This window comes from Collinsella sp. AM36-4AA, from assembly GCF_003467795.1.
Taxonomy (GTDB): Bacteria; Actinomycetota; Coriobacteriia; order Coriobacteriales; family Coriobacteriaceae; genus Collinsella.
On record NZ_QSHS01000001.1, the window covers coordinates 171,765 to 193,711 of the forward strand.

The 21,947-nt window shown below is 61.7% G+C and carries 19 protein-coding genes; 5 read left to right on the forward strand and 14 right to left on the reverse strand.

Going from position 1 to position 21,947, the window contains the following annotated elements:
* Both tmk and DW850_RS00795 read right to left on the reverse strand, forming a co-directional pair.
* Positions 1-684, reverse strand: a complete 684-nt coding sequence (gene tmk, locus DW850_RS00790; protein WP_117785959.1) for a dTMP kinase — start codon at positions 682-684, stop codon at positions 1-3.
* Between the two features lie 93 nt (positions 685-777).
* Positions 778-1,713, reverse strand: a complete 936-nt coding sequence (locus DW850_RS00795) for a serine hydrolase (protein WP_147349582.1) — start codon at positions 1,711-1,713, stop codon at positions 778-780.
* Positions 1,714-2,031: 318 nt separating this feature from the next.
* On the opposite strand from DW850_RS00795, the gene DW850_RS00800 reads away from it, so the two are divergent.
* Complete coding sequence (locus tag DW850_RS00800) at positions 2,032-3,078, forward strand: zinc-ribbon domain-containing protein (protein WP_158565201.1); 1,047 nt, start codon at positions 2,032-2,034, stop codon at positions 3,076-3,078.
* Positions 3,079-3,219: 141 nt separating this feature from the next.
* On the opposite strand, the gene DW850_RS00805 is transcribed toward DW850_RS00800, so the two are convergent.
* The 7 genes from DW850_RS00805 to DW850_RS00835 form a co-directional block, all read right to left on the reverse strand.
* Positions 3,220-5,811: a DNA topoisomerase I gene (locus DW850_RS00805; protein ID WP_117785962.1), complete on the reverse strand. Its 2,592-nt coding sequence runs from the start codon at positions 5,809-5,811 to the stop codon at positions 3,220-3,222.
* 54 nt (positions 5,812-5,865) lie between these two features.
* On the reverse strand, positions 5,866-6,549 hold the full coding sequence (gene hypB, locus DW850_RS00810) for a hydrogenase nickel incorporation protein HypB (RefSeq protein WP_006235936.1): 684 nt from the start codon (positions 6,547-6,549) through the stop codon (positions 5,866-5,868).
* Between the two features lie 55 nt (positions 6,550-6,604).
* Positions 6,605-6,961: a hydrogenase maturation nickel metallochaperone HypA gene (gene hypA, locus DW850_RS00815; RefSeq protein ID WP_022093859.1), complete on the reverse strand. Its 357-nt coding sequence runs from the start codon at positions 6,959-6,961 to the stop codon at positions 6,605-6,607.
* Positions 6,962-6,967: 6 nt separating this feature from the next.
* Positions 6,968-7,759 carry a twin-arginine translocase subunit TatC gene (gene tatC, locus DW850_RS00820; protein WP_055285525.1) on the reverse strand — a complete coding sequence of 264 codons (792 nt, stop codon included), beginning with the start codon at positions 7,757-7,759 and terminating at the stop codon, positions 6,968-6,970.
* Positions 7,759-8,352, reverse strand: a complete 594-nt coding sequence (locus tag DW850_RS00825; protein ID WP_158564552.1) for a twin-arginine translocase TatA/TatE family subunit — start codon at positions 8,350-8,352, stop codon at positions 7,759-7,761. Before DW850_RS00825 ends, tatC begins: the two co-directional genes overlap by 1 nt.
* 152 nt (positions 8,353-8,504) lie before the next feature.
* Entirely contained in the window at positions 8,505-8,819 is a 315-nt protein-coding gene (locus tag DW850_RS00830; protein WP_117785963.1) for an STAS domain-containing protein, read from the reverse strand.
* A 66-nt stretch (positions 8,820-8,885) separates the two neighbouring features.
* Positions 8,886-10,190 (reverse strand): aminotransferase class I/II-fold pyridoxal phosphate-dependent enzyme, encoded by a 1,305-nt coding sequence (locus tag DW850_RS00835; protein WP_117785964.1) that lies wholly within the window; start codon positions 10,188-10,190, stop codon positions 8,886-8,888.
* Between the two features lie 149 nt (positions 10,191-10,339).
* Between DW850_RS00835 and DW850_RS00840 the strand changes: the two genes are divergently transcribed.
* Entirely contained in the window at positions 10,340-10,594 is a 255-nt protein-coding gene (locus tag DW850_RS00840; protein WP_117785965.1) for a hypothetical protein, read from the forward strand.
* 373 nt (positions 10,595-10,967) lie between these two features.
* On the opposite strand, the gene nhaA is transcribed toward DW850_RS00840, so the two are convergent.
* The 3 genes from nhaA to DW850_RS00855 form a co-directional block, all read right to left on the reverse strand.
* Positions 10,968-12,326: a Na+/H+ antiporter NhaA gene (gene nhaA, locus DW850_RS00845; RefSeq protein WP_117785966.1), complete on the reverse strand. Its 1,359-nt coding sequence runs from the start codon at positions 12,324-12,326 to the stop codon at positions 10,968-10,970.
* A 267-nt stretch (positions 12,327-12,593) separates the two neighbouring features.
* Positions 12,594-13,517, reverse strand: coding sequence for a manganese-dependent inorganic pyrophosphatase (locus DW850_RS00850; protein ID WP_006235927.1), 924 nt, complete (start codon positions 13,515-13,517; stop codon positions 12,594-12,596).
* 166 nt (positions 13,518-13,683) lie between these two features.
* Positions 13,684-14,637, reverse strand: coding sequence for an ROK family protein (locus tag DW850_RS00855; RefSeq protein ID WP_233508985.1), 954 nt, complete (start codon positions 14,635-14,637; stop codon positions 13,684-13,686).
* A 340-nt stretch (positions 14,638-14,977) separates the two neighbouring features.
* On the opposite strand from DW850_RS00855, the gene DW850_RS00860 reads away from it, so the two are divergent.
* Positions 14,978-15,697 carry a GntR family transcriptional regulator gene (locus DW850_RS00860; RefSeq protein ID WP_117785968.1) on the forward strand — a complete coding sequence of 240 codons (720 nt, stop codon included), beginning with the start codon at positions 14,978-14,980 and terminating at the stop codon, positions 15,695-15,697.
* 75 nt (positions 15,698-15,772) lie between these two features.
* A complete protein-coding gene (locus DW850_RS00865) occupies positions 15,773-16,705 on the forward strand; it encodes a type I phosphomannose isomerase catalytic subunit (protein WP_370215512.1) in 933 nt (310 codons plus the stop codon).
* A 284-nt stretch (positions 16,706-16,989) separates the two neighbouring features.
* Here DW850_RS00865 and DW850_RS00870 read toward each other — a convergent pair whose 3' ends face one another.
* A complete protein-coding gene (locus DW850_RS00870) occupies positions 16,990-19,890 on the reverse strand; it encodes a UvrD-helicase domain-containing protein (protein ID WP_117785970.1) in 2,901 nt (966 codons plus the stop codon).
* Positions 19,891-20,117: 227 nt separating this feature from the next.
* Positions 20,118-21,098 carry an undecaprenyl-diphosphate phosphatase gene (locus tag DW850_RS00875; RefSeq protein ID WP_117785971.1) on the reverse strand — a complete coding sequence of 327 codons (981 nt, stop codon included), beginning with the start codon at positions 21,096-21,098 and terminating at the stop codon, positions 20,118-20,120.
* Between the two features lie 248 nt (positions 21,099-21,346).
* On the opposite strand from DW850_RS00875, the gene DW850_RS00880 reads away from it, so the two are divergent.
* Positions 21,347-21,784, forward strand: coding sequence for a universal stress protein (locus DW850_RS00880; protein WP_006235921.1), 438 nt, complete (start codon positions 21,347-21,349; stop codon positions 21,782-21,784).
* The last annotated feature ends 163 nt before the right edge of the window (positions 21,785-21,947 follow it).

The window sequence follows — 21,947 nt, forward strand, 5'->3', positions numbered from 1 at the left end:
TTACTCGGCCTCCTTGGCAAGCGCGGCGGCGACAGCATCCTGGGGGATATCGAGACCGTACGCGCGAACCTGCTCGACCGTCTTCTCGAAAACTACCTCGACGGTCGTAGTGGCGTCGATGAGCTTTACGCGGTTTGGCTCCTCGGCAGCAATGGCGCAAAACCCCTCGTAGACACGCTCCTGGAATGCCATGCCCTTAGCCTCCATGCGATCTGCCGCGCCACGGGCTGCCATGCGTAGCGCCGCCTGCTCGGGCGTGATGTGGTAGACGAGTGTGAGCGCCGGGTGCGTTCCCGCGACGGCCAGGTTGTTGGCGTCGCGCACCATCTGGCGATCGAGGCCGTCGGCAAACGCCTGGTAGCAGGTCGTGGAATCGTAGAAGCGGTCGCACAGGACCACCTTGCCGGCAGCGAGGGCGGGCGCGATGACCTCGTGCACCAGCTGGGCGCGCGCGGCCTCGTAGAGCAGCAGCTCGCAGGTGTCGCCCATTGCCGTATTGGCGGGGTCGAGCAGCAGCGCGCGAATCTTTTCGCTGATGGCGGTGCCGCCCGGCTCGCGCAGAGTTACGACCTGATAGCCAGCGAGGTCGAGCGCGCGGGCCAGCAGGCGCGCCTGCGTGGATTTGCCGGCGCCGTCGACGCCCTCGAACGTGATAAAGCTATGTTGAGCGGGCTCAAAAGCCATGAGCGCAGCCCCTTCCTACAAGGCGCGAAAATGCAAGTTATAGCAACCAAGCCATGATACCCCAGCGTCCGGCGCACCCCAAATCGGACCTAGTCATTGGGCGCGGGCATAGATAGCGGATGAGATGTCGCGCTCCAAGGCCAAGGCCTGCTCGCGTTCGAGGTCTTGGGTGAGGATTGCCAGCACGTAAGGGCGCTCGGCGTAGACGATTGCGGCATCGTGCTGAGCATTCGCCAGGCTGCCCGTTTTGTGCGCGACCAAAACGCCGCTGAAAACGCCCTCGACAATACCGCGCGCGTCTTCCTGCGCCAGCAGATATCCGCGCGCTCGCTCGCACAGCTCGGGCGTCGCGATTGTCCCCGCCGCCAGCCGTTGCAACACGGCCGCAGCATCACGGGCGCTCGTATAGTTCTCGCGACCTTGTGCCTGGGCCTCGGCATCCATCATCAAACGAGCGAGCACGGTTTGAGTCAGCCCCAATGCAGCGCATGTTTCGTTGACCGTATCCATGCCAAGCCTGCCGATAACAAGGTTCGCTGCCACGTTATCGCTCTGGGCGATCATAGCGTGCAGCAGCTCGTCAATACTGTACGACACACCCGCGCCGCGCGACTGAATGTTGCCGCTGCCACCCACGATATCCCGTTGCGTTACTGTTATCTGCTCGTCGAGGGACAGCTCGCCCGCCGTCACGGTCTCGAGCGCACAAGCGAGAATGGAAAGCTTGATGATGCTTGCCGCCACACGTCGCGCATCCGGCGCCACAGCGACTTCGCCATCGAGCGACGCGAACGTCTGAGAATCAAGCGCCACAGCATAGACCGAAGTAGACCCACCATACGGCTCGACAAGGGCTTCGATATCTTGTTGAAGGCCGGCAATCCAAGAAGCCCGGGAGACAGCCTCCGTCTTTTGAGCGGACGGATGATTCGCCTTTTGTTTGGCAGGGACAGCGGAACCCTCAGCCTCGTTGTGGCGCGCGGCACAACCGCCGAGACTCATCACCGAGGCAAGCGCTCCGGTCAACATCCCGGCACAAAACACCCGACGCGAGCAATCGCGCGCAGCGAGAGGCGCATCCCCCTGTGGGAACCGGAACGCCTCCACGTTGTCGCCACCACCCCGACCTTGCTCGCCGCAGTACACAGACTCACTCCCCACCGTCGCATTCTACCGAGCCGTCGATAAACGGCGGCGCCGGACACCCAGCACGCCGCACTCATTGTGACGCATGCGACAGGGCTTGCGCGACACGACTATCCTCACACAACCAGTTGGGTCGGCGCGGCCCAACCGCACCTGAACCACCTTATAATCTAGCCAACACATCGAATGGAAGGAACCATCATGCCCCGGTTTTGCACCCATTGCGGCAAGCTTCTGAAAGACGACAAGCGTTTTTGCACCAGCTGCGGAACGCCGGCAACCGATGATGGCCAGGCCTCTCAGTCGCAAGAGGATGCGCAGGCGGCCGAACATGCCGCCACGCCCGATGCCGCCTTCGACACCGCCGCGACCACGGTCCAGTCTGCGCAGCAGCCCACAGCGACTCAGCCCCAACCGGCAGACGTGACCGTGCAGTCCGCCCATCAGCCCGTGCCCGCTCCCCGGCCCGAAGTCGGCACGACGCAGCAATGGGCGACGCCAGCCGGCTCCGCGCCGCAGCAGCCCATACCGACCGCCGCTCAGCAGGCCGGCGCCCCCACTGCTCCCAAGAGCAACAATGCGCTGCTTATAGGCATTATCGCCATACTCGTTGTCGTGATTATCGCGCTGGTCGTGTTCTTTATGATCAAGCCTTTCGACAAGGGCGTCGATGCTACCAAGGGCACGACGATCGAAAAGGTCAAAATCGACCACGATGACGATGACGTCTCCGTTAAGGGCGACCCCAACAAGTTTGACGATGATGATGACGATGACGCCCACGATGCCGCCACCATCAGCGAGCAAAACGTCTACGACCAGCTGAGCTCCTACTACAGCAGGCTCTCCGATCTTGATCAGCAGGTTCGCGACTGCGCCACCACGTTTAACACGTATTACCTTAAGGATGACCGCAGCTCGCGCCAATCTGCCAGCGATGCCGCCGAGGCGCTCGAGGATCAGATCAGCGACCTGAAGGACGAGGTCGAGGACCTGGACGTTCCCATCGACTCGCAGAATTACAGCTCGTGGAAAGACATCATCACGCTCTACGACGACCTGGAGAATCGCATCGACGTCATTTGCGACGCTTGGGAGATCAGCCTTGAGTACTCCAGCCCCGCCAACCACAAGGACGAGATCGTGGCGCCGCTGTCGCGCGACAACGTGGCGGGCACCAATGACAATAAGTACCGCCTAGACTTTGAGGAGCGCTATCCCGGCGCCAAACCCGTCGAAGTGAACTAGCGCTTTGTCGTTCCCGAGCCGGCAGTTAGGGACGTTCCTAAACTGCCGGCAGAAAAGGAACGTCCCTAACTGCCGGTCAAAAAAACGAGCGAGGATCATGAGACCCTCGCTCGTTTTTTGGGCATTGTTTCGACTGCGCCGTTACTTGTCGGCGACCTTCTTGGCCGTCGTCTTCTTGGTGGTCGACTTCTTGGCAGTCGACTTTTTCGCCGTCGAAGTCTTCTTCGCAGCGGTCGTCTTCTTCGCCGTGCTCGCCTTGGTTGTGGTCTTGCGGCCGCGGGCGGGCTTCTTCTCCTTGGTCGGGCAGTCCATGTTCACGCAGATACGCCACGGGCCGCGCGCCGCGTTGACCACCACGATGGGAGCGCCGCACTCGGGGCAGGTCTCGCCCGTCGCCTCGAGTTTTCCACGCGCCGGCAGTGGATAGCTCACGCCGCAATCGTCATAGTTGGTGCAGCGGATAAAGCGCTTGCCGCTCTTCTCGCTCTTGTGCGCGATCAGGTCGCCATGGCGTCCGGCCTCGGCGCACACCTTGCACTCGCCCACCTTAAGGTCGGGCTCGTAGTTGGTGGGGCACGTGGGGTTCACGCAGATCTCGAAGGCCTTCTGGCGGAACGGCTGGCACTTAATGCGCGGCGCACCGCACTCGGGGCACACGGCGGCCTCGCCCTCGAGCGGGCTTACCTTGACGCCACTCGGCACCGGATAGGTCACATCGCAGTCGGGCCAGCCCATGCAGCCGATAAAGCTGCCGCGGGTCTTGGCGCTCGTCTTCATAACCAGGTCCTTGCCGCACTTGGGGCAGGTACCCACGCGCGCATCGGCCGTGACGGCGTCGCTGATGGCGTCGCCGAGCTCCTGCGTATGCTTGAGCAGCTCGTCGAGCACGCCGGCCAGCAGCGCACGCGAGTGCGTCACGACATGTTCTTCGGTGTCCTCGCCGCGCTCCACGCGGGTCATGTCGCCGTCGAGCTCGCTGGTCATATCGGGGCTCGTGATGCGCGGGGCAAACTGTGACAGCGCATCGATGATGGCGATGCCCAGCTGGCTCGGCTCAACGGGATCGTTTTTGAGGTAGCGCACGGCATACAGGCGCTCGATGATGCTCGCGCGCGTGGACTTGGTGCCCAGGCCGCGCTTCTCCATCTCCTGCACGAGCTTGCCCTGGCTGTAGCGCGCGGGCGGCTCGGTCTGCTTGGCCTCGAGCTTAATGTCGAACACGTCGACCGTATCGCCCTGCTCCAGCGGCGGCATCTGCTCATCGCGCTTGAGTCCGTACGGGTACGCCTCGCGGAAGCCCGGGGTCACGAGCACGTCGCCCGAGGCCACGAACGGCTCGCCGTTGACGTCGAGCTCGAGCTTGGTGTTCTCGATGGTCGCAGGACCCATGAGCGTCGCCAGGAAGCGGCGGGCGATGAGGTCGTAGAGCTTGCGCTGGCCGCCGTCGAGCGTGGACGGATCGCCCTCGCCCGTGGGATAGATAGGCGGGTGGTCGGTAGTCTCGACCTTGCCGCGCGTGGGCTTCATGGGACCGGCGAGCACCTTTTTGCACACGGGCGCCAGCGCCGGGTTGATCTTTGCCAGGTCGCTCACCACGGCGCCCAGATCGAGCGTCGCGGGGTACACGGTGTTGTCGACACGCGGGTAGCTGATGAGACCGGCCATGTAGAGGGACTCGGCGATGCGCATCGTACGCGCAGGCGAGATGCCCTCGGCCGCGGCGGCAGCCTGCAGCGAGGTCGTCGCAAACGGCGTGGGCGGCTGCTGCTTGCGGGAGCGCTTGGTCACCGCGGCGACGGTTGCCGTCGTAGCGCCGTCGACGTGGCCGTACGCCGTCTCGGCAGCATCTTTGTCGGTAAAACGTGTCGTCTTGTGCGCAATCTTAAAGCGGTCATCCTCGGCGGCACCCTGAGCGGCACCCATGCCGCGAATCTGCCAATAGTCCTCGGGCACAAACGCCATGCGTTCGCGTTCGCGCTCGACCACCAGAGCGAGCGTCGGCGTCTGCACGCGGCCGGCGGAGCGCACGTTGCCAAAGCCGCCAAACTTGGCGAGCGTCAGGTAGCGCGTGAGCACCGCGCCCCAAATGAGATCGATGTGCTGGCGGCTCTCGCCGGCGTCGGCCAGATTCTGGTCGAGCGAGACAAGATTATCGAAGGCCTGCGTGATCTCGGCCTTGGTAAACGAAGAATACTGGGCGCGGGCGACCGGCAAGTCAGGCGCAACCTCGCGCACTTTGTTGAGGGCGTCCGAACCGATCAGTTCGCCCTCGCGGTCGAAGTCCGTGGCGATAATGACGCTGTCGGACTTCTTGGCAAGGTTCTTGAGCGAGCGGATGAGCTCCTTCTCGGCCGGCAGCTTAATGACGGGCGCCCAGGTGAGGTAAGGCAGGCTCTCGAGCTTCCAGCCCTTGATGGAGATACCATCGGCAAGAAACGGCTTGCGCTTGGTGTCGTAGGGCGGACGTGCCAGGCCATCGGGCATATCGGCCGGCAGCATCTCGCCGTCCTCGGTGACCGAATACCAGCCCAGCTTTTTATCGAACAGCACGCTGTCGCAAAAATCGGGCGCAAGGATGTGACCGGCAAGGCCGATGGTCACGCACTCCTCGCCCTTCCACTCAAAACGGTAGATGGCGGTGTTGTACACCTTGTCCTTTTTGGGTTTGCCCGTGGACAGACGCTCGGCAATCTGACGCGCGGCGTCGTTTTTCTCTGCGATGATGAGCTTCAAAAGAGGCTCCTATCTCGTGTCTCTGCGGCTACGCCCGCCCGTATGGCGGCCGACTTACGCCCTTGCTTGCTCAATCTGCCCGATGAGCCAATCGCACCAGGCATCCATGCCCTCGCCCTTGCGCGCGCTCACGGCAAACCGCGGCGCCTGCGGATTGAGGTCATCGAGTGTCTTAGTATACCTATCCATGTCAAAATCGAAAGCCGGAGCCACGTCGACCTTGTTGAGCAGCTGCGCGCCGGCGTGTTGGAAGATGCCCGGGTACTTGATGGGCTTGTCGTCGCCCTCGGGCACCGAGAGAATCATGATGGACAGGTTCTCGCCCAGGTCAAAGTCGACCGGGCAGACCAGGTTGCCCACGTTTTCGATAAAGATGACGTCGATGTTCTCCAGACCGACGGCCTGGTCGAAGGCATCGACGGCCTCCATGATCATGTTGCCCTCGAGGTGGCACAGGCCGCCCGTGTTGATCTGAATGGCGGGCATGCCGGCTTCCTTCATGGTGATGGCGTCGACGTCCGAGGCGATATCGCCCTCGATGACAGCACAGCGCAGGCCGGCTTTGTCACGCAGGCGCTCGTTGGTGCCCAGAATCGTGGTGGTCTTGCCCGAGCCGGGGCTCGACAGCACATTGATCACGTAGGTGTTTGTCTCATTAAATCGCTGACGCAGCTGATCTGCCAGGCGCTCGTTGCGCGACAGAATCGGCGATGCAATATCAATCGTTTTCTCGGCCATACTTAGCGCTCCTTACTTTGGCCCCTTTATACCCCATCACCAGATGGCTAGCGGGCTAATCGTCGGGGGTTTCGATTTCGATACTTGCGATATCGAGCTCGCGGCCGTGCAGTAGGCGCACGTTGGCACCACCACACTGAGGACAGCGACAGTGGAAGCGATCGTGGTCGAAAACCTCGCCGCAGTCTAGACACTCGCTTTGTGGATGGACCTCCTCCACGGCAAGCTCGCAGCCGCGCGTGAGCGGGTCCTCGTCGCGAAACGTCTCCCACGCAAAGTCGAGCGCCTCGCGCACAACTTCGGTCATATCCCCGATACGCAGCGTTACCAAAACGGCGCGCGAGGCCCCCGCCCCACGCGCCGCGCGAATCACTGTATCGAGTATGCCGTTGACAATGCCAACCTCGTGCATACCGATTTACTCCTCGTCGTCCTCGTCGTCCGAGAACAGGTCCAGACGGCTCACGAACAGGCCCTCCTTGCCCTCGCGCGCGGTAATGACCACGCGAGCGATGGCGAGCGAAATCTCGTAGAGCGAGAGCAGGGCGCCATACATGAGACCCAGCGTAACGGGCGAGCCGTCGGGCGTAATCACAGCCGAACCCACGAGCAGGCCTACGTACACGTAGCGCCAGGCGCTGCGGAAGGCCGCATAGGACACGATGTGGAAAACGGACAGGTAGAAGATGATGAGCGGCAGCTCAAACGCCACACCAAAGCCGATCATAAAGAGCAGCTCCATGTTGACGTAGTTCTCCAGATCGGGCAACGCCGTAGCGACAGCCGAGGTCTCGCCGATGAGCCACTCAAAGCCCGCCGGGATGATGATGAAGTAGCAGAAGATGGCACCCAGGAAGAACAGCACCGTCGAGGCGAGCACCGTGGGCACAACCCACTTGCGCTCGTTGGGGCGCAGTGCCGGCAGGAAAAATGCCAGAATCTGCCAGATGATCATGGGCGTGCACATGACCACGGCCATCTTGATGGCAAGCGAGAAGCGCAGGCCAAAGCCGCCGAGCGTGGTGGTGATGTAAAACTTACCGTCCGGCACAAAGGAGCGGATGGGGTCCTCAAGAATATCGAGCACCACGGGCGTGGCAAAGTACAGCACGATGGCGGCGGCAAACACCGAAACGACCACGATGGTCAGGCGGCGACGGAGCTCTCCCAGGTGATCGAAGAGCGGCATGCGCGCAGGTCCGATCGGCATTACTCATCGCCTCCCTTCGGGGCGTCGGCGGCAGCAGCCTCGGCATCGTCCTCGACCTCGAGCTCGCGAGCGAGCTGGTCGACGACGGCCTTGCGCTTGCGGGGACGACGGGCGTAGAGGTCAGCCGTCGTGGGCTCTGCCGGCTCGGGCTCGGGCTCTGCAGCAGGCTCGGGCTCGACGGCAGGCTCGGCGGCAGCGGCAGGCTCGGCCTCGGCACCCTCGGCCTCGGACTCCTCAGCAGCACCCTCGCCCTCGGCGGCAGCCTCGCTCGCGGCCTTCTCGGCAGCAAGGCGGGCACGACGCTCGGCAAAGGTCTCCTTCTTGGCGGGCGCTACCGTCTCGGCAGCATCCTCGTCCGCATCGGAATCGTCATCGACGGCAGCCTTCTTGGGCTTGACCGGAGCCGAAGCGGCCTCGCTTACCGGATCGATGATCTCGGACTGGACAACCGCCGTCATCTTTTCCTGCGTCTCGCGGAACTGACGGATGGCACGGCCGATCGTACGGCCCATCTGCGGGAGCTTATCCGGGCCAAACAGCAAAAAGCCGAAGACCACGATGATTGCCAGCTCACCTTCTCCAATACCAAACACACATACCTCCAAGGCTCGATGTGATTCGAGCCCGCACCGCGCCATTCGGCCGGAACTCGTCTATTCATTCGGTCAAGTATAGCGCCCGGACGCCAAAACGTCCGAGCGCATCACAAACATATGCCAAACGGCACGCCCTTTTGGGGCAAAGATTATGCAGCGGTGATCGAAATCTCCTGGTCGACACCCAACAGCTGAACCACGCGCATCACCGGGGGCTGCACATTGGTGCAGCTAAAGCGCTTGCCGTGGTCAACCGCGTGGTGCGCGGCGCCCACGAGCACGCCAATGCCCGTCGAATCAATGTAGCTCACCTGGGCAAAATCGAGCTCAACGGCCTCGGTGGGCTGCTCGAGTGCCAGGTCGATGGTATTGCGCAGGCTATCGGCGTTAGAGATATCGATCTCACCGGTCACCTTAATGGTGTAGAGCTCTGGCGTGGGGTTTGTGGAAATACCCAAATCCATGTATACGCTCCTTTACGTATCGAAAGTGCGGATAGTACTAGGCGCGGACTTGCGGGGCCCTACGCGTTAGGCGCGCTCGGCACGCGCAAGCTCGGCAGCGACAAGCTTAACGGCCAGCACCAGCACATCGAGCGCGGCCTCCAGGTCCTCGACCGTGGGATAGCTCGGCGCGATGCGGATGTTGGTGTCGCGCGGGTCCTTGCCATAAGGCCAGGTGGCACCGGCCGGCGTGAGCTTGACGCCCAAGTCGGCGCAGAGCGCGGCGACCTTTTGGGCCGAGCCCTCGGGACCATCGAAGCTCACAAAGTAGCCGCCGCGTGGATGCGTCCAGGTGGCGCAACCCGTGTCGCCCAGGCCCTCGGTGAGCTTGCGCTCAACGGCCTCAAAGCGCGGGCGCAGGAACTCGGCATGCTTTTTCATGTGCTTCTTGACCGCCTCGATGGTGGGAAGGAAGCGCACGTGACGCAGCTGGTTGAGCTTGTCGGCGCTAATAAGACCAGCCTTCAGGCGCTTGGAGAACTCGGCGATGACCGCGGGGCTCGCACCGATAAAGCCGATGCCGGCACCCGGGAAGGTGATCTTGGACGTCGAGGCAAAGGCCACCACGCGGTCCTCGGTGCCCGCCGCGCGGGCAAGATCGAAGATGTTGGCGAGCTCGTCGGTCTCGTCGTACAGGTCGTGCACGCAGTAGGCGTTGTCCCAGAAGATGCGGAAATCGGGCGCGGCCGTGGGCATCTCGACCAGGCGACGCACGGTGTCCTCGCTAAAGGTGATGCCCGTGGGGTTGGAATACTTGGGCACGCACCAGATGCCCTTGATGGAGTCGTCGGTGGCAACCAGGCGCTCAACCTCGGCCATGTCGGGGCCGTTGTCGGTCATCGCGACGGGGACGTTCTCGATGCCCAAGTCGGCGGTGATGCCAAAGTGGCGATCGTAGCCGGGAACGGGGCACAGGAACTTGACCTTCTTGCCGTCGTGCGCGGCCTCGTAGGCGTCCCAGGGCTCGCTGCCGCACGAGCCACAGCGCCAGAACATGCCGGCGATGTCATGCTCGATCAAAAGGCTCGACGAACCCAGCACGAGCGTCTGCTCGGCGGGGCAGCCCAGGAACTCCCCTGCCAACTTGCGTGCCGAAGGAATACCCTCGAAGCAGCCGTAGTTGGAGCAGTCGACGCTGCCGTCGTGCAGATCGGCATCGGCGTTGAGGATATCGAGCATGGGGCGCGAGATGTCCACCTGGGAGGGCGACGGCTTGCCGCGGGCCATATCGAGCGCCAGACCCTTGGCCTTGACCTCGGCGACCTCGGCCTTGAGCGCCTCGATGGCGGCATCGAGTTCGGTGGTTTCCATCTTCTGGTAGATCGTCTGCATGGGTGCGACCTTTCGCGAAGCGGGACGTTGCAGTTCGTCTAAGTATAGACCGCCACCGCCGCAACGTTATGAAGCCGTGATAGATTAAGTCCATCGCAATAAATTACGAATCGCCGCGCATGCCGGCGTGGGGCGCCCAAGGAGGCACTATGGAGTACGGATTGTTCCAGGCCGAGGAATTCGGTGACCTGCAGCGCCTGGTCGACGGACTGTTTTACGACCGCCACGCCATCGACCGGCTTGACCTAATCGTGCAGGCCGAAATCGTCGACTTGGCACCCGACCTCATGGAAATCGTGAACCTTTTGCCGCCCGGCTGTTACGATCGCCGGTCGCTGTGCGACCAGCTCAACTCCGCCTTGGCTGCCCACGGCTGGGGCGCCGTCTACGGAACGGTGGAATAAGCCTCGAGGCCGGCGATTTGGCCCGCTTCCCGACCTTGGCGAGGCTTGTTTTAGGGCTTGTGGCCAAAAAAGGGCAAATATGAGTACTGTTACCTTTTTAGTAGCAGCGATTCTTGGTCGAAATCGGCAAAACTCGACTTGAAACTTCCTAATCACCGTCAGCTAGCGCCAAATTGGAAGTCGATGGTCACTCATTAACTTACAGTTCTTATAACTTTGTTCATTATTTTCCGCACCTAAAATGATACGCCGTTTGTGACAGTACTCACAAACGGCGTTTTTTGACCACTGGCGTGTCTGGCAGGCGGCAAGCACCGCCCGAATCCGCATTTTGAACGCGCCCGAATCGGTTCTGGAGCCGGTTTTCGCGCTCTTACTCGTCCTTGGTCGCGGGGTGCTTGCAGATCACACTCATGTAGATCATGCCAAGCACGGCTGCGGTGACCGAACCGGCGAGAATAGCGGCCTTGGCTGCAAGAACCTCAAACTGGGCCGTCGGGAAGGCAAGGCCGCTGATGAGAATCGACATGGTAAAGCCGATACCGCCCAGAATGCCCACGCCGGCAATCATGTGCCAGTTGACATTGTGCGGCAGCTCGCAGGCCTTAAGCTTAACCAGGGCAAACGTCATACCAAAGATGCCGATCGGCTTGCCCAGCAGCATGCCAAAGTACACGCCGAGCGTCACCGGGTCGGTGAGCAGCGTGCTCATGTCCACGCCCACTAAGCGAACCTGAGCGTTTACGAACGCAAAGATCGGCAGGATCACAAAGTTGACCGGCGTGGAGATCAGACGCTCCATGCGGATAAGCGGCGGGGTCACGCGGTGCATGACGCGCTCGACCTTGGTGGTCGAGACGGTAAAGTCATGCTGGCCCAGGATGTGTGCCTCATCATCGTAGCGGTCATCGAGCAGCGGCAGGCACTCGCCCAGCCAATCGGTGAGGCTATCGAGCTTGACGCCACACTTGGCCGGGATGGTAAAGGCCAAGATGACGCCAGCAAGCGTGGCATGTACGCCGCTCTTGAACATGCAGAACCACAGCAGCAGCCCCAGTACCGAATACGGGGCAAGGCGGTAGTGCTGCGTCTTGTTGAGCCACACGAGCGCGCAGGTCACAAGCGCGGCGGCGCCCAACCAAAACGGATTGGGGCTCTGACCGTAGAAGATGGCGATGGCGGCGATGGAGATGAGGTCGTCGGCGATGGCGAGCGTCGAGAAGAACACGCGCACGCCGTTGGGCACGCGATTGCCCAAAAGCGACAGCACGCCCAGCGCAAAGGCAATATCGGTTGCCATGGGAATGGCCCAACCGCTGCGGGCGCCAGCATGGTTGAAGATCAAGTAGATGCAGGCGGGAACGACGACGCCGCCCACGGCCGCCAGCATGGGAAGCATAGCCTGGCGCGGGTTTTTGAGCTCGCCGACCGTCATCTCATACTTGAGCTCAATGCCCACCAGCAAAAAGAAAATCGCCATGAGGAAGTCGTTGACGAATAGCTCGACGGTGAGACCGGCCGTAAGGTTGCCCAGACCCACATACAGCGGGGTCTCCAAAAAGTGATGGATGGCCTCGTAGGCATCGGTATTGGCGCAAATGACGGCGGCGATGGCGGCGAAGACCATAACGGCGGCGGAAATCGTGCCGTTCTCGGCGATGCGCTCCCAAATGTCGTGGCGCTCAAAACGCTTGCGCTCACGAACGTTGAACAGCTGCTCAGTTGCTGCCATGGGCGGCTCCTTTCACGGGAAAGCTCCCGTCTTAAAAAAGCACGGCCCGCCCAAGTGGCGGCGCCGCGCTCTAACGTATTACGCTTGCATCTAGCCTACCCTGCACGACAAGCACGCAGGCATGGCCGAAAAGCGGAACCACAGGTTGAACATTATTTGTTCAACGGCACGGGCACGCCTGTCCAAAAGACGACGCGGCACCGTGCACAAAAAACGACCGGAGCGCGGGGCGTCCGCGATCCGGTCGTAGCGTTTGGTCAACTAAACCTAGCAGGCGGCCATGATGGGGGCAGCGACCTGCTTCTTACGGGAGAGGACACCCGGCATCCAGACGCCGTCGTGCTCGTCGGCAATGCCCAGGCCCTTCTGAGCGGCCTCAGTCTCGCCCTCGAGCAGGACCTGCGAGCCCTCCTCCATGATGTCAGTGATGCACAGGACGATGCCGTCAGCACCCTTCTCGGCGGCGTAGGCGCGCATGGCCTCGCGGATCTCGTCAATCATGCCAAGCGCACGGCTCTTGTCGACGGTCTCGTACTGGCCGATGAGCAGCTTCTTGCCGGCAGGCTCGAACATCTTGATGTCGTTGCCGACCATCTCGGCTGCGGTGAAGGAGCCGGACGGACGAGTGAGGAAGACCTCCATGCCAAACTTGACCGGGTCGACGCCCACCTGCTCGCCGAGCTTGGCGGCGACGGCGCGGTCGACATCGGTGGTGGTGGGGCTCTTGAGCATGAGCGTATCGGTCATCATGGCCGAGAGCAGCAGCTTGGCCTGGACATCGGAAAGCTCAACGCCGAGCACGCCGGCGAGCTTGGTGACGATGGTGCAGCTGGAACCCCAGGGTAGGCAGATGTAGTGCAGCGGGCCGGCGGTCTCGAAGTCGCCGATGCGGTGATGGTCGACAACGCCAAAGACCGTGGCGTCCTTAAGGCCGGCGACGGACTGGGCGGACTCGTTGTGGTCGGTGAGGACGACGAGCTGACCGGCCTCGACGGACTCGATCACGCGGGGCTCGGCGATGCCGGCGTCGGCGAGCAGCTTGGCGGACTCGGCCGGAAGCTGACCAAGGGCGCAGGCCTCGTAGGTGTTGCCGGCATACTCAACCTGGTTGAGCAGCTGGGACAGGACGACGGCGCTCATGATGGCGTCGTTATCGGGGTTCTGGTGACCAAAGACAAGAACGTTTGCCATGGATATCCTCCACTTGATATGTGTACTTGGACGTAGCTATGGTAGCACGCTGACGCCGAACCCTATGAGATGGAAGGGCCGCGGCACAAATTGGGGCAGGCACGGGGGCCAAGGCTGTCCCTTTTGCACCATGTTGGTGCAAAGTAACCTGTCCCCCTTGCACCAGCTATTTACCGGCGGCGCGCAGGGCTACGTAGGCGGCACCGATGATGCCGGCGTCGTTTCCGAGCGAAGCGACATTGATGGGTGTCTCGCGCGAGGCGGAAAGCGCGTACTGCTTAAAGTGCTCGCGAACCTTGTCGAGGTAGACATCGGCCGAGGCGGAGGCGCCGCCGCCGATGAGGAACATCTCGGGATCAACCACGTTGGCAATAAGCGCCAGTGCGCGGCCGAGATAGTCGGCCATGGTATCGGCCGCGGCAAGCGCGAGCTTGTCACCCTCGCGGCAGGCCTGGAACACGTCCTTGGAATCGGAGGGGCCGGTGAGCTCGATGGGCTCGACGCCCGCCTTCTTGCACTCGGCAAGGTAGTTGCTCACCACGCCGGTGGCGCTGGAATACTGCTCCAGGTGGCCATGGCCGCCACAGCCACAGGTGCGCTCCTCGGCCGGGTTCAGGCACATGTGGCCAATCTCGCCGCCGGCGCCCACAACACCCGATACCACGTCGCCGTTAACGATAACGCCGCCGCCCACGCCGGTACCGATGGTGACCATCACCACGTTCTGCACGCCCTTGGCAGAGCCGAGCCAGGCCTCGCCCATGGCAGCGGCGTTGGCATCGTTCTCGTACTTAACGACCGCGTCGGGGCAGTGCTCCTGAATGGCGACTCTCAGCTCGGGCAGGTTAATGGCAATGTTGGCCTTGACCTTGGCATCGCCCGATGCCGGGATGGGGCACGGAACGGCCAGACCAATGCCCGCCACAAAGGCACGCGGAATCTGAGCCTTGGCGACCACCTGGTCGATAGCCTCGGTCACCGCGGCAAAGCCCGCGGCGTCAACGATAGGCGGCGTGGGCACGCTGGCCTTGGCCAGCAGGTTACCATCCTCGTCGAACAGGCCCTCCTTAACCGAAGTGCCGCCGACGTCGATGCCGATGTAATACTGCTTAGGTTCCATGGGAGCCCGCCTTTCTCGTTTAAACATTGCCTGTATGGTACCGCTCCCAAGGCAAAAACCTGCCAAAAAGGGACAGGTTTGTTTTGGCAGGTTTTATCTGTGAAAACGCAGGGCATGGTATTTGGTTCGTTGGGCGGTAAAACGGCTCAACCCCATCCTCGAGTCGATCAATTTGCTCAATACCACATTATTCGAATGCATATTCATTTAGAGCGCTCTAGTTTTTAAAGAGAAGCGTTTTTTAATTAAACCTTTCTCGAACTTTTCAAAAACGCAATAGGGATGCTTAGGTGTTGACTATACTTTCTTCTGTACTCAATCAAGCCGGAAAGGAGGTTCCATGATTCCCAAATACGAGGCGATAGCTGCAGATATCCGTCGAAGCATCGAGGACGGCTCCCTTAAGCCGGGCGACAAGCTACCCACCGTCGTTGAGTTCTGCGAGCTCTATAGCGTTTCCAAAATCACCGTCAAACGAGCTATCGAGCAGATCACCGAGGAGGGCCTTGTCACCAGCCGGCGCGGGTCGGGCACCTACGTTAAGGACACGGCGGGTCTCCCCGACCAGGCATTTTTCCAGGGCAAAAATGACCGCGCCCAGGGTTTTTCGTATGAGCACCGCGGGGAGAAGGTGACCTCGGTGGTCTACGATTTCTCGATTGTCAATCCACCGGCGGACGTCGCTACTCAGCTGGGAATTGCCGAGGACGACTTTGCCTATCACATCGTGCGCGTGCGCCAGGTCAACGAGAAGCCCATCGTCATCGAGTACACCTACATGCCTCTCGAGCTGATACCGGGCCTTAAAAAGAAAGACCTGTATGGATCGGTCTACAGCTTCATCCGCGAGCAATGCGGGCTGAAGATTTCGAGCTTCCACCGCACCATCCGCGCCGTAGCGGCAACCGAGGAAGAGGCTGAGCGCCTGGACACCGAACCCGGCGCTCCCCTGCTCGAGCTCAACCAGATTGGCTTTTTGGATAGCGGCAACGCCTTTGAGTACTCGATTTCGCGCAACGTCGGCGACCGCTTTGAGCTGCACAACGTAACGTTGGCATAGGTTTTTGTAGTCATGCGGGCGCACGTTATGGCTCGTTTAGAGTGGGCGACCGCACAACACCATGGGGGTATGAACATGTCCGATTTGATTAAACTGACGCCGATCTTCCACGAGAAGATCTGGGGCGGCCGCCAGCTCGAAACCGTATTTGGTTACGACATTCCCGAGGGTCCCATCGGTGAGTGCTGGGCCATCTCGGCCCACCCCAACGGCGACTGCCAGATTGCGGAGGGCCCGTATGCCGGCCACACACTGTCGTGGCTGTGGGCCGAGCACCGCGAGCTCTTTGGCAACTGCGAGGGCAAGGAGTTCCCGCTGCTCATTAAGATTCTGGACGCTAAGGACGACCTTTCGATCCAGATTCATCCCAACGACGAGTACGCTGCCGAGCACGAGAACGGCAGCCTGGGCAAGACCGAGTGCTGGTATGTGCTGGACTGCGAGCCCGGCGCCACGATTATCGTCGGGCAGCGCGCCAAGGACCGCACCGAGGCCGCACAGATGATCGAGGACGGCCGCTGGGACGACATGCTCAACGTGCTCCCAATCCACAAGGGCGACTTTTTCCAGATTGACTCGGGCACCGTGCACGCTATTAAAACCGGCACGCTCATTTTGGAGACGCAGCAATCGAGCGACGTGACGTATCGCCTGTACGACTACGACCGCCCCGGCACCGACGGCAAGCTGCGCCCGCTGCATATTGAGCAGAGCCTCGACTGCATCGACTTTGATGTTCAGGCACCGACCGACGGCACCGTGACCGCGCCCGAAGTCGACGGCGTGACCGAACTCGAGTCCAACCCCTGCTACACCGTCGATCGCGTGCGCGTCAACGGCAGCAAGACCCTCGAGCAATGCTGGCCCTTCATGTGTCTGTCGGTCATCGACGGCGAAGGCACCGTCTGCGGCGACCCCGTCCACAAGGGCAGCCACCTGCTGGCCCCGAGCACCGTGAACCAGATCGAACTCGAAGGCAAGATGGAACTGATCATCAGCCACCTCTAGGTCGCAACAACAACCAAAACGAAACAAGGGGCTCCCTCGTTCATCAACGGAGGAGCCCCTACTCACATCTATTTTTCTATCAGCCCACCCGGCTCTCCAGACCAAAAAGCGAACGAGTAGAGCGACGTTCGCAAGCAACGTCACCTGAGGACCTGGGTGGGCGTATAGGGCAACATCGGTCGCGAGTTCCGCACGAGCCGGAGAGCACTTAATGTGCTCTCCGTGCGAGCAGGACTGTCCGAGCAGGCGATGTTGCCCCATACGCCCACCCGGGTCCGCCGGGATTACGACAACTTGACGATCGGTGCAAAGCCCTTCATGAGCTTTTTAGTCTGGCCGGTCTTTTCGAACTGCACCTCGATCATGTCTCCGGCGACCGAGATCACGGTACCGGTGCCAAAGGTCTTGTGGCTCACGGTATCGCCCGCGGCAAAGTCCTGCGACGCGCTGGCGCGATCGACCTTGCGCTCCACCGTCGGCGACACCTTGGACGACGGCTTTTTAGCTCGCGGCGCGCCCGAACCAAAGGTCGAGGCAACACGGCCGGCGTCGGGCGAAACCCCGCGATGGCGCTCGGTGCCATAGGTGCTGCCACCAAAGAAATCGTCGAAGCTCGATCCGCCGCGCGAACCGAAACCGCCGGTCGAGCGCGTATGCGAACCGAACACCTTACCGCCATACATATCCGAGCCCATGCCCGAGCCAAAGGTGCCGTGACGGTCGCCGCGCTTCTCCCAGCCCGTGCCCTCAAAACCGGCAGAGCCGATGCCGCTAAACTCGATATCCTCAAACGGAATCTCGTTGAGGAAGCGCGAGCGCGGGTTGGCAGAAGTCGAACCGTAGGTGCGACGCGTGGCCGCATAGGTCAGGAACAGGCGCTTGCGGGCGCGCGTGATGGCGACGTAGGCCAGGCGACGCTCCTCTTCGAGCTTGCCCGGATCATCGCTGCCGCCAAAGTCGTGCACGTGCGGGAAGATACCCTCCTCCATGCCGGCCACAAACACCGCCGGGAACTCCAGGCCCTTGGCAGAGTGGATGGTCATCATGGTAATGGCATGCGTCTCGCCGGCCAGGGAATCCAAGTCGGAGCGCAAGGCCAGCCACTCCATGAGCGCCGGCAGCGCTTTGCAGGTGAGCGGGCCATAGGCGCGCTCGATCTCGTCGGCATGCACGGCACCCGCCGGCAGCTCCGTCGGCGCGGCATATGCGTTGCCCGCGATGGCAGCGGTCAGGGCATCCTGCGGCGAGAGCGCCGGAGCGGCTAGGCTATCGAGCGGATTGGAGCCCGCGGCGTCACGAGCACCGACGAGCGCCTCAAACGAAGACGCGGGCGCGGACGGCCCTGGCTCGGGCGCAGGCGCGCTCACCACAACGGGCTCGGGCTCGGCACTGGCAGGCACATCGGCAACACCGGCTGCACGCAGCTCTTCCAAGCTCTCGAGCGTGCCCTCGATATCCTCGTGCGTCTCCTCAAATTCGGCAGCGACGCCCAGGAATTCCTGGATGTTCTCGGCGCGGCTCTCGGACTCCATGGTGCCCTCGGCGCGAAACGCCTGCAGCAGGCCCGTCTTATCGACAATCATCTCGACGACGTCCTTGAGCTCGCCGTCCATGCGGCGGCCCTCGCGCACCAGCGCCACAAAACTCGACAGGCCGTTGCGCACCTTGGCACTAAACATGCCCGTCTCGGCTGTTGCGATCTCGCAGGCCTGGAAGAACGAGCAGCGGTTGTCGCGCGCCAGCTGCTCGATCTTTTGGATCGAGGTGGAGCCGATGCCGCGGCGCGGCGTGTTGATGACGCGCTTGACGCTCATCTCGTCGGCCGGGTTCACGATCATCTTGAGGTAGGCCATGACGTCGCGGATCTCGGCACGGTCGAAGAATCGCGTGCCGCCCACGATCTTGTAGGGCACGCCCGCGCGCAGGAACATATCTTCGAGGATACGCGACTGGGCGTTGGTGCGGTAGAACACGGCGATATCGTCGTAGCTCGTGCCTTTGGCATGCAGCTTCTCGATCTCGCCGGCAATCCAGCGGCCCTCGTCGCGCTCGTCGCTTGCCTGGAAAGCCTGAATCTTCTCGCCATCGCCCTCGGCCGTAAACAGGCGCTTGTCCTTGCGCTGCGAGTTGTGGCGAACAACGGCATTGGCGGCGCTCAGGATGTGACCCGTGGAGCGATAGTTCTGCTCCAGCTTGACGGTCTTGCAGTTTTTAAAGTCCTTCTCAAAGTCCAGGATATTGGTGATGTCGGCGCCACGCCAGCTATAAATGGACTGGTCGTCGTCGCCCACAACCATGAGGTTTTGGTACTTGGCGGCCAGCAGGTTGGCGATCTCGTACTGGACGTGGTTGGTGTCCTGATACTCGTCGACGCTAATGTAGCGGAAGCGCTCTTGGTACTTATCGAGCACCTCGGGGCGGGTTCGCAGTAGCTCGAGCGTGCGCACGAGCAGGTCGTCGAAGTCCATCGCGTTGGCGGCGCGCAGGCGGCGCTCCAGCTCCAGGTAGACCTGCGCGGCCTTTTTGTCATTGGGGCTGTCAGCGGATTTGAGCATGTCCTCGGGCCCGATCATGGCGTTTTTGGCCGAGCTGATCTTGCTGCGGATCATGTTGATGGGGAACTGCTTTTGCTCGATGCCGAGCGCCTGCATAATATCACGCACCATGCGCTTGGAATCGTCGTCATCGTAAATGGTGAACTGACCGGTGTAGCCCAGCAGGTCAGCGTCCTCGCGCAGCATGCGCACGCACATGGCATGGAAGGTGCACACCCACATGCCGCGGGTACCGCTGGGGATAAGTGCCGCCAGACGCTCGCGCATCTCGGCCGCGGCCTTGTTGGTAAACGTGATGGCAAGGATTTGCCAGGGCTTAACGCCCAGGTCGCCGAGCATATGGGCGATGCGGAAGGTCAAGACGCGGGTCTTGCCCGAGCCAGCACCGGCAAGGACCAGCAGCGGACCTTCGGTCGTCAGGACCGCTTCGCGCTGGGCGGGGTTAAGACTGTCGATGTCGACAAGCGACTTAGCGGGCTTGGGTGCCGGTGCGGGAGCATCGTAGATGTCGGGCGGGACGAGCTCGGGCTCCGGCGCAGCGGGGGCAGTGTATGCATCGAGCGGCACGGGTTCCGGCGCGGGCGGCACGGACGCAGCAGTGTTCTTTTCCCAGGGCAGGGGCTGGGTCATGGGCGACTCCTCATCTGACGGACGGCGCGCCTGCGGGCAGCGCCATAGTTTGAGCCGTACCAGTATACCGAGCCGCGCGGACACCGACGCAAATCACACCACGACTCCGTGCGCCACCATCGGACCCACCCCATCGCCCAAAAAAGAGGGCAGCATAGACCTTTTGGTCATGCCGCCCTCGTTGAATGACAAGTTGTCGCTCTGGCCGCCGCGCAGCGTCAACCAAGTTACAGGCCGAGCATAGGCTCCAGAACGAAGAAGTACGCGAGCACCACGATGCCCAGGATGATGCGGTAGACGCCGAAGCACTTGAAGTCGTGACGGCGAACGAAGCCCATAAGCCACTTGATGGCGATGAGCGACACCACAAAGGCGACGACGCAGCCCACGCCCAAGATGGCGATCTCGTTGGTGCCGAACGTGCCGCCCTTGATGAAGTACTTGACCAGCTTGAGCGCACTCGCGCCAAACATGACAGGGATGGCCAGGAAGAACGTGAACTTAGACGCCACCGAGCGCGTGCAGCCCAAAAGCAGGCCGCCGATGATGGTAGAACCGGAGCGAGACGTACCAGGCACCAGCGAAAGCACCTGGAAGCAGCCGATACCCAGCGCAGTCTTCCAGCTTAGATCCTCGAGCGTGGCGATGGAACCAAAGTCCAGATTCTCGTCATCGTCCTCATCCTCAGCGGTAGCCGTGGCGGGCGCCGCAAAGTGCGCACCGGCGGGACGTTCACCCGACACCACAGCACGCGAACCAAACGAACCGGCAACGACCATTTCCTCGCGCTTGCTCGCGCGCCAGTTCTCGATCACGATAAACAGCACGCCGTACACAATGAGCGCCAGCGCCACGACGGGAGCATTGTAGAAATGCTCCTCCATCCAGTCGTTGAGCGGCAGGCCGATCGCCGCCGCAGGAATGCAACCGAGCACAATCTTGCCCCACAGCACCCAGGTGTCGTGACGGCCCTCCTTGCCCTTGCTGGGCGAGAACGGATTGAGCTCATGGAAGAACAGCACACAGACGGCCAAAATGGCGCCAAGCTGAATCACGACCAGGAACATGTTCCAGAACGTCTCGCTCACGTTCATCTTGACGAACTCGTCCACCAAGATCATGTGACCGGTCGACGAAACGGGCAGCCATTCGGTGATGCCCTCGACCAGGCCCATGAAGGCAGATTTTAAAAGCTCGATGATATCCAAAGGGACCCCCTCGTTAGACACCCGCCGATATTGTTCTGCGGACGGTGCGGGCGATGTCCCATTATCAACCGTTGGCGGCGCGCCTGCGCCTACCCTTACCAAAAAACTCGCCCGTTCACAGAATTGCGAGCGGTCAAACCCAAATCCTTGGGTATAACTGCAACAAGATAAAGTGTCCGGCGGCCAACGCGCCCGCGCCCGCCCGATGCACGAGCCCCGCGCCCGTGCGATAGACCAAGGAGGAAACCATGAACGAGGGCTACACCAAGGTATTTGTTTCACTCGACGGTACTGAACAGCAGGATTTTGTGCTCGCACGCGCCATCAAGGTCGCCGCGAACAACGGCGCCAAGCTAATCATCGGCCACGTTATCGATTCCACGGCGCTCGAGAGCGCCGGTTCCTATCCGGTCGATCTGGTCAACGGCCTAGAGGAGGCATTTAAGAACTCCATCGCCAAGCAGCTCGAAGAGGCCAAGGCCAATCCCGATATTCCCGAGGTCGAGGTCATGATTCGCGCCGGCCGTATTCGTGAGACGCTCAAAGACGAGATGCTCGACGTGGTCAAGCCCGACCTGGTGCTCTGCGGCGCCCGCGGCCTGTCCTCGATCAAGTACGCGCTCCTGGGTTCGATTTCGACGTTCCTGCTGCGCAATACGGACTGCGACATTTTGGTCGTGAAGTAGCGTTGCTCCCACCGGCCGCGGGGCCTGCGGGGTTTCCACGGGCACGTCCTCGCCGCGTTGCGGCTGCGGGATGTGCCCTTAGGAAACCCCTCCCGGCCTTGCGCCTTCGTCACCATACTTCAACGAGTTGGCTGATAAAAAATGGCGTGCCGCCCCGTTTGGG

Bases quoted from the DNA above. Each gene is read 5' to 3' on its own strand.
- hypB (WP_006235936.1), bottom strand. From the start codon at position 6,549: ATGGCCGAGAAAACGATTGATATTGCATCGCCGATTCTGTCGCGCAAC.
- DW850_RS00880 (WP_006235921.1), top strand. From the start codon at position 21,347: ATGAACGAGGGCTACACCAAGGTATTTGTTTCACTCGACGGTACTGAA.
- DW850_RS00860 (WP_117785968.1), top strand. From the start codon at position 14,978: ATGATTCCCAAATACGAGGCGATAGCTGCAGATATCCGTCGAAGCATC.
- tatC (WP_055285525.1), bottom strand. From the start codon at position 7,759: ATGCCGATCGGACCTGCGCGCATGCCGCTCTTCGATCACCTGGGAGAG.
- tmk (WP_117785959.1), bottom strand. From the start codon at position 684: ATGGCTTTTGAGCCCGCTCAACATAGCTTTATCACGTTCGAGGGCGTC.
- DW850_RS00840 (WP_117785965.1), top strand. From the start codon at position 10,340: ATGGAGTACGGATTGTTCCAGGCCGAGGAATTCGGTGACCTGCAGCGC.
- DW850_RS00870 (WP_117785970.1), bottom strand. From the start codon at position 19,890: ATGACCCAGCCCCTGCCCTGGGAAAAGAACACTGCTGCGTCCGTGCCG.
- DW850_RS00800 (WP_158565201.1), top strand. From the start codon at position 2,032: ATGCCCCGGTTTTGCACCCATTGCGGCAAGCTTCTGAAAGACGACAAG.
- DW850_RS00855 (WP_233508985.1), bottom strand. From the start codon at position 14,637: ATGGAACCTAAGCAGTATTACATCGGCATCGACGTCGGCGGCACTTCG.
- DW850_RS00830 (WP_117785963.1), bottom strand. From the start codon at position 8,819: ATGGATTTGGGTATTTCCACAAACCCCACGCCAGAGCTCTACACCATT.
- DW850_RS00835 (WP_117785964.1), bottom strand. From the start codon at position 10,190: ATGCAGACGATCTACCAGAAGATGGAAACCACCGAACTCGATGCCGCC.
- DW850_RS00795 (WP_147349582.1), bottom strand. From the start codon at position 1,713: ATGTTGACCGGAGCGCTTGCCTCGGTGATGAGTCTCGGCGGTTGTGCC.
- hypA (WP_022093859.1), bottom strand. From the start codon at position 6,961: ATGCACGAGGTTGGCATTGTCAACGGCATACTCGATACAGTGATTCGC.
- DW850_RS00865 (WP_370215512.1), top strand. From the start codon at position 15,773: ATGTCCGATTTGATTAAACTGACGCCGATCTTCCACGAGAAGATCTGG.
- DW850_RS00850 (WP_006235927.1), bottom strand. From the start codon at position 13,517: ATGGCAAACGTTCTTGTCTTTGGTCACCAGAACCCCGATAACGACGCC.
- nhaA (WP_117785966.1), bottom strand. From the start codon at position 12,326: ATGGCAGCAACTGAGCAGCTGTTCAACGTTCGTGAGCGCAAGCGTTTT.